The sequence below is a fragment of the Microbacterium sp. UFMG61 genome (genome assembly GCF_015354505.1).
In the GTDB taxonomy this organism is placed as follows: Bacteria; Actinomycetota; Actinomycetes; order Actinomycetales; family Microbacteriaceae; genus Microbacterium.
Genome location: NZ_JACAFP010000010.1, coordinates 136,442 through 151,413, shown reverse-complemented (window position 1 = coordinate 151,413; position 14,972 = coordinate 136,442). Strand labels below are relative to the sequence as shown.

At 68.7% G+C, this 14,972-nt stretch carries 16 protein-coding genes; 4 read left to right on the top strand and 12 right to left on the bottom strand.

Translation table 11 applies throughout. The annotated features are described in order from the left end of the window. Positions 1-28: 28 nt before the first annotated feature. On the bottom strand, positions 29-328 hold the full coding sequence (locus IXW21_RS13520) for a Fe-S cluster assembly protein HesB (RefSeq protein WP_194764772.1): 300 nt from the start codon (positions 326-328) through the stop codon (positions 29-31). Positions 329-404: 76 nt separating this feature from the next. Continuing rightward, positions 405-953, bottom strand: a complete 549-nt coding sequence (locus IXW21_RS13515) for a GNAT family N-acetyltransferase (protein ID WP_194764848.1) — start codon at positions 951-953, stop codon at positions 405-407. A 100-nt stretch (positions 954-1,053) separates the two neighbouring features. Here IXW21_RS13515 and IXW21_RS13510 point away from each other — a divergent pair, with 100 nt between their 5' ends. Next, entirely contained in the window at positions 1,054-1,596 is a 543-nt protein-coding gene (locus IXW21_RS13510) for a Dps family protein (RefSeq protein WP_194764771.1), read from the top strand. 21 nt (positions 1,597-1,617) lie between these two features. Here IXW21_RS13510 and IXW21_RS13505 read toward each other — a convergent pair whose 3' ends face one another. Next, positions 1,618-2,154, bottom strand: coding sequence for a DUF6328 family protein (locus IXW21_RS13505; protein ID WP_194764770.1), 537 nt, complete (start codon positions 2,152-2,154; stop codon positions 1,618-1,620). A gap of 69 nt (positions 2,155-2,223) precedes the next feature. On the opposite strand from IXW21_RS13505, the gene IXW21_RS13500 reads away from it, so the two are divergent. After that, positions 2,224-2,445, top strand: coding sequence for a hypothetical protein (locus IXW21_RS13500; RefSeq protein ID WP_194764769.1), 222 nt, complete (start codon positions 2,224-2,226; stop codon positions 2,443-2,445). A gap of 24 nt (positions 2,446-2,469) precedes the next feature. Here the strand turns inward: IXW21_RS13500 and IXW21_RS13495 are convergent, their stop codons facing one another. Beyond that, positions 2,470-3,051, bottom strand: a complete 582-nt coding sequence (locus IXW21_RS13495) for a 1-acyl-sn-glycerol-3-phosphate acyltransferase (protein WP_194764768.1) — start codon at positions 3,049-3,051, stop codon at positions 2,470-2,472. A gap of 392 nt (positions 3,052-3,443) precedes the next feature. Here IXW21_RS13495 and IXW21_RS13485 point away from each other — a divergent pair, with 392 nt between their 5' ends. After that, positions 3,444-3,587, top strand: a complete 144-nt coding sequence (locus tag IXW21_RS13485; RefSeq protein WP_194764766.1) for a hypothetical protein — start codon at positions 3,444-3,446, stop codon at positions 3,585-3,587. A gap of 25 nt (positions 3,588-3,612) precedes the next feature. On the opposite strand, the gene IXW21_RS13480 is transcribed toward IXW21_RS13485, so the two are convergent. Then, positions 3,613-5,091, bottom strand: a complete 1,479-nt coding sequence (locus IXW21_RS13480) for a DHA2 family efflux MFS transporter permease subunit (RefSeq protein ID WP_194764765.1) — start codon at positions 5,089-5,091, stop codon at positions 3,613-3,615. Between the two features lie 178 nt (positions 5,092-5,269). Between IXW21_RS13480 and IXW21_RS13475 the strand changes: the two genes are divergently transcribed. Next, entirely contained in the window at positions 5,270-7,309 is a 2,040-nt protein-coding gene (locus tag IXW21_RS13475; RefSeq protein ID WP_194764847.1) for an ABC transporter ATP-binding protein, read from the top strand. Between the two features lie 41 nt (positions 7,310-7,350). On the opposite strand, the gene IXW21_RS13470 is transcribed toward IXW21_RS13475, so the two are convergent. The 7 genes from IXW21_RS13470 to IXW21_RS13440 are packed head-to-tail and all read right to left on the bottom strand — an operon-like array spanning position 7,351 to position 14,743. Next, positions 7,351-8,157, bottom strand: a complete 807-nt coding sequence (locus tag IXW21_RS13470; RefSeq protein ID WP_194764764.1) for an SDR family NAD(P)-dependent oxidoreductase — start codon at positions 8,155-8,157, stop codon at positions 7,351-7,353. A 20-nt stretch (positions 8,158-8,177) separates the two neighbouring features. Further along, positions 8,178-9,125, bottom strand: a complete 948-nt coding sequence (locus tag IXW21_RS13465; RefSeq protein WP_194764763.1) for a glycosyltransferase family 2 protein — start codon at positions 9,123-9,125, stop codon at positions 8,178-8,180. 47 nt (positions 9,126-9,172) lie between these two features. Then, positions 9,173-10,312, bottom strand: a complete 1,140-nt coding sequence (locus IXW21_RS13460; RefSeq protein WP_194764762.1) for a cysteine desulfurase family protein — start codon at positions 10,310-10,312, stop codon at positions 9,173-9,175. Positions 10,313-10,315: 3 nt separating this feature from the next. Then, the gene (gene nadC / locus IXW21_RS13455; RefSeq protein WP_194764761.1) at positions 10,316-11,167 is read right to left on the bottom strand and encodes a carboxylating nicotinate-nucleotide diphosphorylase; all 852 of its coding nucleotides are present in this window, start codon (positions 11,165-11,167) and stop codon (positions 10,316-10,318) included. Further along, a complete protein-coding gene (nadB, locus tag IXW21_RS13450) occupies positions 11,167-12,696 on the bottom strand; it encodes an L-aspartate oxidase (RefSeq protein ID WP_194764760.1) in 1,530 nt (509 codons plus the stop codon). Before nadB ends, nadC begins: the two co-directional genes overlap by 1 nt. Next, complete coding sequence (nadA, locus tag IXW21_RS13445; protein ID WP_194764759.1) at positions 12,693-14,030, bottom strand: quinolinate synthase NadA; 1,338 nt, start codon at positions 14,028-14,030, stop codon at positions 12,693-12,695. Before nadA ends, nadB begins: the two co-directional genes overlap by 4 nt. After that, positions 14,027-14,743 (bottom strand): NUDIX hydrolase, encoded by a 717-nt coding sequence (locus IXW21_RS13440; RefSeq protein WP_194764758.1) that lies wholly within the window; start codon positions 14,741-14,743, stop codon positions 14,027-14,029. The genes nadA and IXW21_RS13440 overlap by 4 nt, the downstream gene beginning before the upstream one ends. Positions 14,744-14,972 lie beyond the last annotated feature (229 nt).

Below are 14,972 nucleotides of genomic sequence, written 5' to 3'. Positions count from 1 at the left end.
ATGAGCCGCGGCATCCGGGGAGTCTTGTTCAGGCGACCTTCGGGAGGACGGCGAAGGACACCGAGCCCTCGTCGTCGACGCCGGCATCGAGGATCTTGTCGTCGAGGGCCGCGGCGGCGGTCTCATCGAGGAAGAGACGCGTACCCGAGACCTCGACCACCTGGTCGGCGGGTTCGGGGTCGGGAGTGACCAGGACGGCGAGGCGCGCTCCGCCGTCGGGCCCGGGAGCAGGGGTGGAGTGAATGCGGAGCCCTGCGTCGGTGGCGTCGGTCTGACGGCTGACGAGGGTGTTCACGATTGCGGTGGCGTTATCGGTGAGGGTGAGCACGAGACTCTCCTTCCGGTTGCGGTCACGGCGCGGGTGCGACGTGTCCGGGCCACGATTCCTCACCCGCCGATGCGTTTCAACCCGACGCGCCCGGTTCGGAGGGGTCTCCCACCTGATGCAGAGGTTTTCTCAGGAACACCTGATCCGTGCCGTCTCCCTGCGGCACACGTTCGGCTTCGCGGTAGCCGCAGGCCTCGTACAGGCGGATGTTCGCCTCGCTCAGGCTGCCTGTGAACAGCTCGGCGACTCGAGCAGACGACGACTGCTCTGCGGCCTCCAGCAGAGTGCGGCCGATGCCTTCGCCCTGCATGTCCGGCGCGATGGCGATGCGGCCGATCAGCAGCACGCCGTCGTCTTCGACGTACCGGATCGCGCCCACGAGCCGACCGTTCAGACGGGCCGTCAACCCGTCGCCCGAGCGCAGTTCGGCTTCGACCTCGGCCAGCGTCTGCGTGAGGGGCGGCATGTCGGCGGAGCCGTAGATCTGCGCTTCCGAGACGAAGGCCGCTCTCTGCAGCGTGAGCACCTCACCGGCATCTGCGTCGGAAATCGTCGCGATCGCCACATCGGAGGGTGCGTCGTCCCTGGACGGTTCGCGGGCTTCGTCGGTGCTTTCTGTCGTCATCACCTGCGCAACGATCGGGCGTGGGGCACTGCACTGTCAACCCCCTGGGCGGGTCGACCCTGCGGCGGTACGGTCGCAAGTCGACACGAGGAGGACAGTCATGGCTGAGAACACGAAGACCAAGGCCGCCGGCGCATCGAAGCGCGGAGCGAAGACGACCAGGCGGCAGAACGCCGAGAAGGGCTTCACCGCCTCCACGACTCTGGCGGCCAACCTCCAGATCGTGCTCGTCGATCTGATCGAGCTCTCGCTCCAGGGCAAGCAGGCGCACTGGAACGTGGTCGGCCGCAACTTCCGAGACACGCATCGTCAACTCGATGAGATCATCGATGCCGCGCGCACCTTCAGCGACACGGTCGCCGAGCGGATGCGCGCGCTGCACGCAGTGCCTGACGGTCGCACGGATACGATCGTCGAGACCACATCGCTTCCCGCCTTCCCCGCGGGTGAGGTCTCGACCACCGACACGATCGATCTGATCACCGCGCGCCTCGACGGAGTGGTCGGCACGATCCGCGAGGTCCATGATGCCGTCGACGACGAGGATCCGACTTCTGCCGACATCCTGCACGCCGTCATCGAGAGTCTCGAGCAGTTCGCGTGGATGGTCAGCGCCGAGAATCGGAGTCCGGCGGGTCGCTGACGCACGCGGTGCTGCGGGAGGTCAGTTGCGACCGGCCTCCCGCCGCCCCCGTTCGGCCTCGCGGTGCACCAGCTTCGGGAGTACGAGCCAGAGCAGCAGGACCCCGATCAGGGAGGACACGAGAGCGATGAGCCCCGCCGCCCTGTTCACGGTGAAGTCGATGATGAGAGTCGTCACGCCGATCGTCAGCGCGGAGATCGCCACGAGATCGATCTTCACGATGCGTGCCGCCACCCGAACCAGTTCGGGCTTGCGGCTGCTGCCGAACAGCGCCCGGTGCATACCCACGGGTGCGAGCGCGAGGATCGTCGCCAGCGCTGCCAGAGCGACGAGCACCACGTACACATCGCGCTGGAACTCATCCATGTCTTCGAAGCGCGGCGTGAATGCGACGGCGAGCAGGAATCCGGTGAGGATCTGCGTGCCGGTCTGCATGACACGCAGCTCCTGCAGGAGCTCCTCCCAATTGCGATCGGCGCGCTCGTTGCGCGTCTCGTCTCGCCCGTCGAGGCGATCGTCGCGCTCGGCAGACGGAGCGGGGCGGTCATCAGGTCTCATCCGCCCAGTCTCCCGGGCGGGCTCCGATCCTGTCCAGCCACTTGCGCAGCCGCCCCGGAGGAGACCGAGATGACGCTTCCCCCGATCCGTGACTGGTGGTCGGAGCTGTCGCTCGAGGCTCGTGTCGAGGTGCTCAGCGATGCAGCACCCCATCTCGGTGAGAAGGCGCGCGAAGAGATCCGCACGATCACGGGAGCGGTGGTCGGCATGGCCGAGACGCTTTCGGACGACGATCTCGACTACGCCCGCTCCGAGACACGCGCGGAGATCGAGCACGAGACCACCGACTGACCGGAGCGTCGACGCTCCCGTGGGTCAGCGACCGTCGGCCGCCTTCTCCTCGCGCAGGCGGGGAACCGTGCGTCGTTCCGGGCGCAGCCCCGCCTTGTCGGCGTAGAACGCGCGGATCCGGTCCATGTCGGCCGAGACGTCGCCCGTGAGATCGAGAGTGGGGCCGAGCCCGGTCCTCATGGTCGTCCTGTCGACGAAACCGAGCGTGACCGGCATCCCGGTCTCGCGCGCGATGCGGTAGAACCCCGACTTCCAGTAGTCGTTGCCGCCCCGGGTGCCGTCGGGAGTGATCACCAGACCGAAGACAGTGCCCGAATGGACCTGCGCCACCACATCGTTGACGACTCGAGCGGGGTCGGATCGATCCACGGGGATGCCTCCGAGGCCCCGCATGATCGGACCCCGCCAGCCGCGGAAGAGGCTGCTCTTGCCGAGCCAATGCACCTCGATGCGCAGGCGCCAGGCGATGGCGAGCATCAGGACGAAGTCCCAGTTGGAGGTGTGGGGCGCACCGATCAGGATCGTCGGCCGTGTCGGTGTTCCCTCGGCCGTGAGGGTCCAGCGGCTGAGCGTCCAATACAGTCGGGCGACGAGTCGTTTGAGCACCCGTCAACCGTAGGGGAGCACGCCTGTCGTTTCGCTGTCGGTCGGCGTGTCGATTTCGACGCCACCCACGTGCATCAGGCGTAGCATCGAGGGATGGCCAAGACACAGGACTCCGTCGAGCAGGATGCACCCGTCGTGCTCCAGCCGATTCCGGAAGCTCTGAACCTGCTCGAGCACGACTCCGTCGGGTACTGCAGCGGCGGCGTCTGNAGGATCGTCGGCCGTGTCGGTGTTCCCTCGGCCGTGAGGGTCCAGCGGCTGAGCGTCCAATACAGTCGGGCGACGAGTCGTTTGAGCACCCGTCAACCGTAGGGGAGCACGCCTGTCGTTTCGCTGTCGGTCGGCGTGTCGATTTCGACGCCACCCACGTGCATCAGGCGTAGCATCGAGGGATGGCCAAGACACAGGACTCCGTCGAGCAGGATGCACCCGTCGTGCTCCAGCCGATTCCGGAAGCTCTGAACCTGCTCGAGCACGACTCCGTCGGGTACTGCAGCGGCGGCGTCTGCCACATCCCCGCGCCCAAGACGCAGTAAGAGTCAGACGCCGCCGTCACGGCGATCAGTGACCGGCGTGCATGCCCGCCGCGACGTCATCGGCCGGCTTGCGCACGAACGCACTCAGTGCGACCGCGGCGAGCGAGATGATCGCCGCGATGAGGAATGCCATGCGCGCGCCGGGTGCTCCCGCGGCAGCCGTCTCGAGGCCCTCGGCCTCGCCTGCGTGCAGGATCGCCGAGTAAGTCACGGTGAGCACCGCCACTCCGGCTGCGCCGCCCACCTGCTGGAGCGTGTTGAGCACCGCGGAGCCGTGCGAGTAGAGCGAGCGCTGGAGCGAACCGAGCGACGCCGAGAACAGGGGCGTGAAGGACATCGCGAGGCCGACGGACATGACCGCCTGCACGATGATGAGCACCCACCAGACGGTGTGCTCGCCGACGGTCGAGTAGTAGAACAGCGCCGCCGACACGAGGATCGTCCCAGGGATCAGGAGCGGACGAGTGCCGCGTGCGTCGTACACGCGACCCATGATCGGACCCAGGAGGCCCATCAGAACGGAACCGGGCAGCAGGATGAGTCCCGACTGGAGGGCGTTGAGCCCGGCGACGTTCTGCAGGTACTGCGGGAGCAGAGTCAGTGTGCCGAACATCGACAGGGCGAGGATCGTCATGATGATGACCGAGAAGGTGAAGTTCACCGAACGGAAGACGCGGAGATCGAGCAGCGCGTCGTCGACCCGCTGCAGCACGAGCTGACGCCATACGAAGAGTGCCAGAGCCACGGCGCCGAGGATCAGCGAGCTGATACCGACGACCTCGCCGGACCCTCCGTGCCCGCCGAACTGGCTCAGACCGAAGACGATGCCGCCGAAGCCGAGCGCAGCGAGGGGGATCGAGATCACATCGAGCGGCACGGCGCGGGTCTCGCCGAGGTTCGTCATCCACTTGGCACCCATCAGCAGCGACACGATCGCGATCGGCAGCACGACGGCGAACAGCGCGCGCCAGTTGAGCGTCTCGAGAACGGCGCCCGCGAGCGTCGGGCCGATGGCGGGAGCGAGGGAGATGACCAGACCGACGCGGCCCATCATGCGACCGCGCGACTGCGGCGGAACCACGTTCATGATCGTGGTCATGAGCAGCGGCATCATGATTCCGGTGCCGGCCGCCTGGATCACGCGGCCGGCGAGAAGGACCTCGAAGCCGGGAGCGACCATCGCCACGAGCGTGCCCGCTGAGAACGCCGTCATCGCCGCGATGAAGACCTGGCGGGTGGTGAACCGCTGGAGGATGAAGCCGGTGGTCGGGATCACGACGGCCATCGTGAGCATGAACGCGCTCGTGAGCCACTGTCCGAGCTCCGGCGGGATACCGAGGTCGGTGTTGAGATGCGGGATCGCGATCCCCATGGTCGTCTCGTTGAGGATCGCGACGAACGCCGCCACCAGCAGCAGCCAGATCACGCGCATGTCGCTGCGGGGGATCTCGCCGGGAGCCGTGGTGGGGGGCGTGGTGATCGAACCGGTGTCGACGGCAGACATGCGGCCTCCTAGGCACAGAAGAAAGAGGGAGGGAGCGCGCGAGTGCGCGAGGAACATTCAGCGTAACCACAGGTTCGGACATTTCATTCCGGATTCGGTCGAATCCGCTCTCGGCGGAGCCGGATCGCGCGGATCGACCCGCGGCGTCCGATGCCCTGGTTACGCTGACTGGATGAGCATGGGTGGGATGCATGGCGGGTTCCGCCGCATGGACGAGGACACGCAGCGTCGGCTGAATGCCGATGCGCCTCGGATCAGCGGACTCGGCGCGAGGGTGATCGCACTCTTCCGGCCCTATAAATGGCGCATCGTCGTCACGGGCATCCTGGTCGTGCTCGGCGCGGGCATCGCGGTGATCCCGCCCCTGATCGTCCAGCGCATCTTCGACGACGCGCTCTTCCCGGTCGACGGCGGGGGCCCGCAACTGCAGCCTCTGATCTGGCTGGTCTCGGCGATGGTCGTCTTCTTCCTGCTCTCCGCGGTCCTCGGAGTGGCGCAGACCTGGCTCACATCGACCGTCGGAAACAGCGTGACCGGCGACCTGCGAGTCCGACTGTTCGAGCATCTCCAGGCGATGGAGCTCGGGTTCTTCACCCGCACGAAGACGGGAGTCATCCAGTCGAGGCTCCAGAACGACGTCGGCGGGGTCTCCGGGGTGCTGACGAACACCGTCACCAGCATCCTCGGCAACGTCGTCACGGTCATCGCCTCGCTCGTCGCGATGATCCTGATCGACTGGCGCCTCACGCTGATCGCGGTCGTCCTGATGCCCTTTCTCATCATCGTGCAGCGGCGCGTCGGGCAGGTGCGGGCGCGCATCGCGGGCGAGACGCAGGAGTCGCTCTCCGAACTCACGTCGATCACGCAGGAGACTCTGAGCGTGTCGGGGATGCTGCTCTCGAAGGCGTTCAACCGGCAGCGCACCGAGTCCGCCCGCTATCAGGCCGAGAACCGCAACCAGGTGACTCTGCAGGTGCGGCGGGCGATGAGCGGTCAGGGCTTCTTCGCGGTCGTCCAGGTGCTCATGGCGAGCGTCCCGGCGGTCATCTACCTCGTCTCCGGCTACCTGATCGCGGGCGGGACCGGGGCCATCACGGCGGGAACGGTCGTCGCGTTCACGACGGTCCAGGCACGGCTCCTGCAGCCGCTCATGGGCCTGATGCGTGTGTCGCTCGATCTGCAGACCTCCTCCGCCCTGTTCGCCCGGATCTTCGAGTACCTCGACCTGGTCCCCGAGATCCGCGACGCACCGGATGCCGTCTCGGTCGACGAGGCGCCCGGGCCACGCGGCCGCATCGAGTTCCGCGACGTGGTCTTCCGGTATCCCGACGCCGCGCCGGAGTCTCGGGCCACGTTGCAGGGCGTGTCGTTCGTCGCCGAACCAGGCCGGCACGTCGCGTTCGTCGGCCCGTCCGGCGCGGGCAAGACTACCGTCCTCTATCTCGCTCCACGGCTGTACGAGGCTCGCGGCGGGGCCGTTCTGTTCGCCGGCGAAGACGTGCGCGCACTCACACAGGAGTCGATCATCGACAACGTCGGGATCGTGTCTCAGGAGACGTATCTGTTCCACGCCACGATCCGCGAGAACCTGCTCTACGCCAAGCCCGGCGCGACCGAGAAGGAGATGATCGCGGCCTGCATCGCGGCGAACATCCACCACATCATCGCGGGTTTCGAAGACGGCTACGACACCGTGGTCGGCGAGCGAGGCTACCGGCTCTCCGGCGGGGAGAAGCAGCGCATCGCGATCGCGCGCGTGCTGCTCAAGGATCCGCCGGTGCTGCTGCTCGACGAGGCGACCTCCGCTCTGGACACCGTGTCGGAGCGGGTGGTGCAGGAAGCCCTCGACGAGGCCGCGAAGGGACGCACGACTCTGACCATCGCCCACCGCCTCTCGACGGTGATCGGTGCCGACACCATCCACGTGCTCGAAGCGGGGCAGATCGTCGAGTCGGGGACGCATGCGCAGCTCCTCGCTCGGGGAGGGCTCTATGCCGAGCTCGCCGCGCAGCAGGTCGCCGCGTCGCGCGTGATCGAGACGGAGGCCGTGATCGAAGACGCGGTCACCGGGGGAGTGGCGGCCGCGCTCTCGCACCGCCGCGCCGACCGAGCCCCCGCTGACTCGGCGGGTGCCGATGCCGTCGCGGCGCTCACCGCACCTGTTCCGTTGCTCGATTCATCGCGACCCGACGAGCGGGTCTACCCAGCGGAGGCGTGATCAGCGGTATCTCATCGCCCGCGAAGGCGGGATTCCGACGGTCAATGCACTGACATGCCGCCGTCGATGAAGATCGACTGCCCCGTCACATAGGACGAGCCGGCGCCGGCGAGAAAGACGGCAGCGCTCGCGAAGTCGGCGGGGACGCCGTTCCGGCCGATCATCGTCCGTGCGGCGAGAGCGGAGATCTGCGCCGGATCCTCCTGCAGCCGCGCGTTCAGCGGCGTCAGCACGAAGCCCGGCACCAGCGAGTTGCTCGTCACCCCGGTACCGCCCCACGCTTCGGCCTCGGAGCGCATGAGCGACTCGACAGCGCCCTTGGAGGCGCCGTACACACCGCTGCCGACGAACGCGCGGTGCGCCTGCTGCGAGGTGATGTGGATCAGTCGCCCGTAGCCGCGCTCCGCCATGCCGGTCGCGAACCGCTGGCCGAGAAGGAAAGGCGCGAGCGCGTTCACGGTCATGGTCGCATCCCAGTCCGCCTCGGTGATCTCGGCGAACGGCGGGCGGATGTTGATGCCTGCCGAGTGCACGATGATGTCCGGCTCACCGTAGGGGGAGGCGAGCGCTTCCGCCACGGCATGGATGCCGGCGCGCGTGCCGAGGTCGCCGACGACGCCGGCCGCGGTGCACCCGGCGTCCGTGAGCTCCCGCACGGTCTCGGCGATCCGCGACTCGCCCCGCGCGACGATCACGGTCGCCGCGCCCGCCCTGGCGAGTGCCGTCGCGATGCCGCGGCCGATCCCCGAGCTGCCACCCGTGATCGCTGCGGTCCGGCCCGCGAGTGAGAAGAGCCCGGCGAGGTAGTCGTTCGTGCGCTGCGAGTCGGGTATGTGATCGTCGTTCATCAGGCTCCTGGGCCTTTCTCTCACCAGGCCAGCGCGGCGGCGATCGTCGGGTCGGGGTGGGCGCGCGAGTACTCCGGCAAGGCCTCGAGCTCTGCGACGAAGGACGACACGAGCGTTGCGTACTCGGGGTCGGGGTGCGTTCCCGCGATGTCGATCAGCGGGGGGACGTCCATGGCGAGGATCAGTTCGAGCCGGGCGCTGACGGCCTCGGCCGCACCCGCTTCGTGCAGTACCCGGAGGCCGCCGCGGAGCGCTTCGATGTAGTCGCGCAGCACGGGGAGCCGGGCCTTTCCCTGCGTGATCGACGTGCCGTCGGCCCGCAGCCGCCACCGCACCACGACGTCGGGGATGACGTCGAAGGCCCGGGCGCGCGTGTACATCGTCTGGGCGACGAGCTGGTCCTCGTAGGCGACGCCCTCGGGGAAGCGGAGATCGGTCCAGAGGTCGAGGCGACTGATCTTCGACCACGCGACGATGTTCGAGCTGGCATGCGGATGCTCGTGGATCGTCGTGCCGCGGCGCTCCGGATCCGTGGCGGCCGACACCCACGGCTGCACCCGACCCGCGGCGTACCGCCCGCCGTCGTACCGTGTGCGCACATAGGCGCCCGCGACGAAGTCGCTGCCGGACTCGGCGAGTGTGCCCGTGAGCCTCTCGAGAGCGGTGGGCGTCAGCTCGTCGTCGCCGTCGAGGAATCCGACGAGCTCGGTGTCCACGAGATCCAGTGCGACGTTGCGCGCCGCGCCGAGTCCGCGGGACGCCTCGTGCGCGATGTGTCGGAATCGGGGATCCTCCGCGGCCGCGGCGCGGAAGATCGCGCCGGTGTCGTCGCTCGAGCCGTCGTCGACGAGGATAGCGCGCCACCGCTGCTCGGTCTGGGCGCGGAGCGAGTCGAGGGCGTCCGGTGCGAAGGCGGCGATGTCGCGGCCGGGAACGATCACGGTCACGAGGGGGGATGCAGCGGTCACGAGCCGATTCTATGGCTGGGGTGTCGTCGCAGGGCGCGCGGGGACTCTCACATGTCGCCGACGCTGCGGACAGAGTCGGCGACGAGTGACGCGAGGCGCTCGGGGGCGTCGTCCGCGAGGGTTTCGCGTCCGAAGGTGAAGCGCACCGAGGTCTGGGCGACCCGCGGATCGATGCCGCATGCGAGCAGTACGTGCGACGGCTCGTCACTGCCGGCAGCGCACGCGGAGCCGCTCGACGACACGACGCCCCTCCGCTCGAGCTCCAACAGCACCGCCTCGCCGCTGACCCCGGCGAACGTGAACGACGCCGTACCGGGAAGGCGGTCGCGCGGATCTCCCGTGAGCTCTGCATCGGGCACGAGCGTTCGCACGGCGCCGATGAAGCGCTGCGTCGCCGCTCCCACGCGGGCGGCGATCGCCTCCCGCTCCGCCTCGGCGAGCTCGAGCGCGGTCGCCAGCCCCACCGCCCCCGCGACGTTCTCCGTGCCGGAGCGGCGTCCCCGTTCCTGCCCACCACCGTGCAGCAACGCCTCCATCGGCACGCGGCCGCGCACGCCGAGGGCGCCGATGCCCTTGGGGGTACCGAGCTTGTGCCCGGCGATCGCGATGGCATCCGCTCCCGATCCCGCCAGAGACAGCCACCCCGCCGATTGCACGGCGTCCACGTGCACCGGCACGCTCGCCCCGTGCGCGACGGCGATGAGCCCGGGGAGGTCCTGGACCGTGCCGATCTCGTTGTTGGCGTGTCCCAGTGCGACGAGAGCGGTGTCGTCGCGCAGCGCGTGTCGCAGCGATTCCGAGTCGATCCGTCCTCGCGGGTCCACCGCCACGCGGCTCACCTCGACACCGTGGAAGCGCCGCAGGTACTCGGCCGATTCGAGTATCGACTCGTGCTCGATCGGCGACACCACGAGATGTCGGCGCCCCTGGGTGAGCGCGGCCAGGACGATGCCCTTCACAGCGAGGTTGTTCGCCTCTGTGCCGCCGGCGGTGAACACGATGTCGCCTGTGCGCATCCCGAGCACCCGAGCGACCCGAGAGCGCGCGTCCTCGAGAGCGCTCGCCGCGGACTCGCCGACCGTGTGATGGCTCGACGGATTGCCGAAGACGCTCGTCAGGTACGGGGTCATGGCCTCGAGCACCTCGCGGCGCACCGGGGCAGTGGCGGCATGGTCCAGGTAGATCACGGTTCAGTCGATCCGAACGTCCAGGCCCAGATCCAGAGCTCGCGCCGAGTGGGTGAGCGCCCCCACCGAGATCACATCGACACCGGTCGCGGCGATGTCGGCGACGGTGTCGAGGGTCACTCCGCCGGATGCCTCGACCTGGGCGCGACCCCCGATCGCCGCGACACCCGCGCGCAGCTGGTCGAGCGAGAAGTTGTCGAGCAGAACGGTGTGCGCACCGCCGTCCAGCACGGCTGCGATCTGGTCCAGGCGGTCGACCTCCACCACGACGTGGGCCGTGTGCGGCAATCGCGAGAGCGCTTCGCGGAGCGCGGTCGCCAGGTCGGCACCGGAGCGCTGCAGCACCGCCAGATGGTTGTCCTTGGCCATGACGGCGTCGGACAGCGAATATCGGTGGTTGTGCCCGCCGCCGCTCACCACGGCGTGGCGCTCGAATGCGCGGAGTCCAGGGGTCGTCTTGCGCGTGTCGGCGATCCGTGTGCGCGTCGAGGCCACTGCGCGCACGTAGGAGGCCGTCATCGTGGCGATCCCGCTCATCCGCTGCGTGAAGTTCAGCGCGATGCGCTCGGCGGTCAGGATGCTGCGTGCGCTGCCCGAGACGGACGCGAGCACGTCGCCGGCAGAGAACTCGTCTCCGTCGCCGACGTGCACGTCGATCCGGAGGGCCGGGTCGGTCAGCGCGAACGCGGCCGTGAAGGCGTCGCCGCCGCTGAACACCCCCGCCTCGCGGGCGACGAGGTCGGCGACCGCCGTGGTGTCGGCAGGCAGCAGTGCGGAGCTGGTGAGATCGCCCCAGGGGGCATCCTCTTCCAGGGCCGCTCCGACGACGCGGGCGATGATGGCAGGGGTGAGCATCAGGCGATCTCCAGAACGGGGGCGGCGGTCGTTTCGAGGTGGTGAGAACCCACCGATTCGGTGCGGTCGAGGGCGGCGGACGCGGTCGTCGCGGCGAGCAGCAGCAGGTTGGCGTCCTCGTGATCGGCGACGGTTCGCGCGGAGCTCGGCTGTGCCGTCCAGACGGCGATCGTGTCGCGCGCGCGGCGAAGGCCCTCAGCGGTGCGCAGCAGCCCGACGTCGTCCCACATCAGTCGCTGTAGCGCAGCCCGGGTGAACGAAGCGGTGTCCGTGAACGGCACGGTGTCTGTGAAAGGCACGGCGCTGTCGTCCTGCGGTGCGGCGGCTCGTGCAGCGATCGTCGAGCGGCGTGCCCTCGACTCGACGGGCCACGGCAGCGCGAGCGCGGCGGCGGCGCGAGCGCCGAAGACAGCACCCTCGAGGAGGGAGTTGGAGGCGAGCCGGTTCGCGCCGTGAACGCCGGTGCGCGCGGTCTCTCCGACGGCGAAGAGACCGGGGATCGTCGTGCGCCCGTCGACGTCTGTGACGATTCCCCCCATGAGATAGTGCGCGGCCGGAGTCACCGGAATCGGTGCGTGCGCCCAGTCGAAACCGCGCTCCCTGGTGACCCGATCGATGGTCGGGAATCGGTCGCGCAGCGTCTCGGCCCCGAGCATCGTGGCATCGAGCCGCATCGGCGATCCCTGCTCCGCAGCACACCGGGCGATGGCCCGCGCGACCACGTCGCGCGGTGCGAGCTCTCCGTCGGGGTGGCTGTCGAAGGTGAAGCGCCGTCCGTCGTCATCGATCAGCGTCGCGCCCTCGCCCCGGACGGCTTCTGAGACGAGGAACGCGGGACCCGCCGCCAGGATCGTCGGGTGGAACTGCACGAACTCGAGGTCCGCGACATCCGCACCTGCGCGGAGCGCCGCGGCGATCCCGTCACCGGTCGTTCCTTCGGGATTCGTGGTGTGCGCGTAGAGGTGACCCGCGCCACCGGTCGCGAGCACGACGGCCTCCGCGTCGACATGCGTCGGAACACCGTCGACCAGCATGCGGGTGCCTCGCACGGAGCCGTCGGACACGACGAGGTCGAGCAGGAACGCCTGTTCCACGACCGTGATGGCCGATGCGCGCGTGGCCGAGACGAGTGCACGCGCGATCGCGGCTCCTGTGGCGTCACCACCCGCATGCACGATCCGGGCCCGACTGTGGGCAGCCTCCCGGCCGCGAAGAGGAATGCCGTCCGCTGAGCGGTCGAAGGCCACTCCACGCATGATCAGCTCGGCGATGCCGGCTCCTGCGCCCTCGACGAGCACCTCGACCGCTGCGGCATCCGCCAGACCCGCCGCCGCGGCCAGAGTGTCTGCCGCATGCAGGGCGGGGGAGTCATCGGGACCGTACAGGCCGGCCACGCCGCCCTGCGCGTATCCCGTGCATCCGTCACCGAGCGCTCCCTTGGTCATCACGGTCACGGAGTGACCCCGCTCGTATGCATGCAGTGCCGCCGTGAGTCCGGCGATGCCGGAGCCGACGACGACGACGTTCATCGCGCGCTCGCCGTCACCGGGGGCTTGGCGGCCAGCATCCGCTCCAGCGCGACCCGAGCGGGATCGGCGACGTCGGCAGTCACCGTGATGCGGTTCGGGGTGCGCCCGGCGACGAGCTCTTCGAGCACCCAGGCCAGATATCCGGGGTGAATGCGATACATCGTCGAGCACGGGCAGACCACCGGGTCGAGGCAGAAGATCTCGTGCTGCGGGAACTGTGCGGCCAGTCGGCGCACGAGGTTGATCTCGGTGCCGATCGCGAAGGTCGTGGGCTCGGTCGCCGCGGCGATCGCTCGGCGGATGTAGTCGGTCGATCCGGCCTCGTCGGCGGCGTCCACCACGTCCATCGGACACTCAGGGTGCACGATGACCCGCACTCCGGGGTGCTCCTCACGCGCCTGATCGATCTGAGCGACCGTGAAGCGGCGGTGCACCGAGCAGAACCCGTGCCACAGGATCACACGCGAGTCGACGAGGTCGGATGCCGAGGACCCGCCGAGCGCCTGGCGCGGGTTCCACATCGGCATCTGCTCGAGGGGTACCCCCATCGCCTTCGCCGTGTTGCGACCGAGGTGCTGGTCGGGGAAGAACAGCACACGACGTCCCCGCTCGAACGCCCACTCGAGCACGGTCTGCGCGTTCGAGGACGTGCACACGATGCCGCCGTGCCGGCCGACGAAGCCCTTGATCGCGGCGGAGGAGTTCATGTAGGTGACCGGGATCACCGGAACCCGGCCGTCGGCATCCTGCGCGTCGAGGTCGCCCAGTACGTCGGCGAGCTGCTCCCAGCAGTCCTCGACCTGGTCGATGTCGGCCATGTCGGCCATCGAGCACCCGGCCGCGAGGTTCGGCAGTATCACGGCCTGGTCGGGACCGGAAAGCAGATCGGCGGTTTCGGCCATGAAGTGCACGCCGCAGAACACGATGGCCTCGGCATCCGGTCGCTCCTTCGCTGCGGTGGCGAGCTGGAACGAGTCGCCCACGTAGTCGGCGTGGCGCACGACCTCCTCGCGCTGATAGAAGTGCCCCAGCACGACGGCCCGGTCGCCGAGCGTGGCCTTCGCCACGCGGATGCGCTCGTCGAGTTCTTCTTCACTCGCCTCGCGGTACTCCGAGGGAAGCTCGCCCTGGCGCGGTGCTCCGGTCGGGATGACGTCGCCCATCGAGGATCCGGGACCGTACCCGGGACGTGAATCGAAATCCCAGGGACCCACGGCGAGATCGGTCGTGCACGTCGCATCGGTCGACGTGCCCGACACGATCGACTGGATCGCGTGGTCGACGGACGCGTCGACGGGAAGGACTGACGGCGTCGGAACAAAGGTGATGCTCATCGGGTGCTCGTTTCCTCGGGGCCGAGGGGGCCGTGATCGGCCAGCTCGACATCGGTGTTGTAACGGTAGAGGCGGGCGGGGCGGTGGCTGCCGGTGCGGAACTGATCGGTGGGGAGGAGATTGCCCGCCGACTCGACCTGGCGCCGGAAGTTGGCCGGATCCAGATGCCTGCCGAGGATCGCCTCATAGGCTTCTCGGAGATCTGCGAGGGTGAACTCGGCGGGCAGGAATCCGTGTGCGACGCGGCTGTAGCCGACCTTGCTGCGGAGTCGCCACAGCGCATAGTCGACGATCTTGGCGTGGTCGAACGCGAGCGGAGGCAGGTCGTCGAGATCGAACCACCGCACGTTCTCCGGGGCTCGACCGGATGCGCGGTGGGCCGCGCTCTGCGCGTCGACATCGTCCTGGCGCAGCAGCGCCCAGTACACGATCGACACCACGCGCGTGGGGGAGCGGTCGACGGCGCCGAAGGCGTAGAGCTGCTCGAGATAGCTCGGAGTCAGACCCGTGGTCTCGGCGAGGGTCCGGGCGGCGGCATCGACGGGGGACTCGGCGACGGTGAGCCATCCGCCGGGCAGCGCCCACTGGTCGGCGAACGGCTCGCGCGTCCGGAGCACGAGCGGCAGGGCGAGCGTCGCGGACCCTTCAGCGGTGCGGCGCAGGGTGAGGATCACCGTGGACACGGCGACGTCGATGCCCGAGCTTTGAGTCATTGGTACCTTAACCTCCCGTCACGATCTTAGTGTCAATGCGACCCTTAGTGCACCTGTGTGACGACCCGGTTGCTGAGGCCGAAACGTTATATACCAGCGTTCTGAACGCTTGTCGCCCCGAAACGGATTTGTTAGGTTACTGTCCTAACAAATCCCTTTCCCTGGGATCTGTCACGAGTCCCATCCGGGGCCCGGCTCCATCCGGAGATCCCTCCTGCAGTGCAGCACC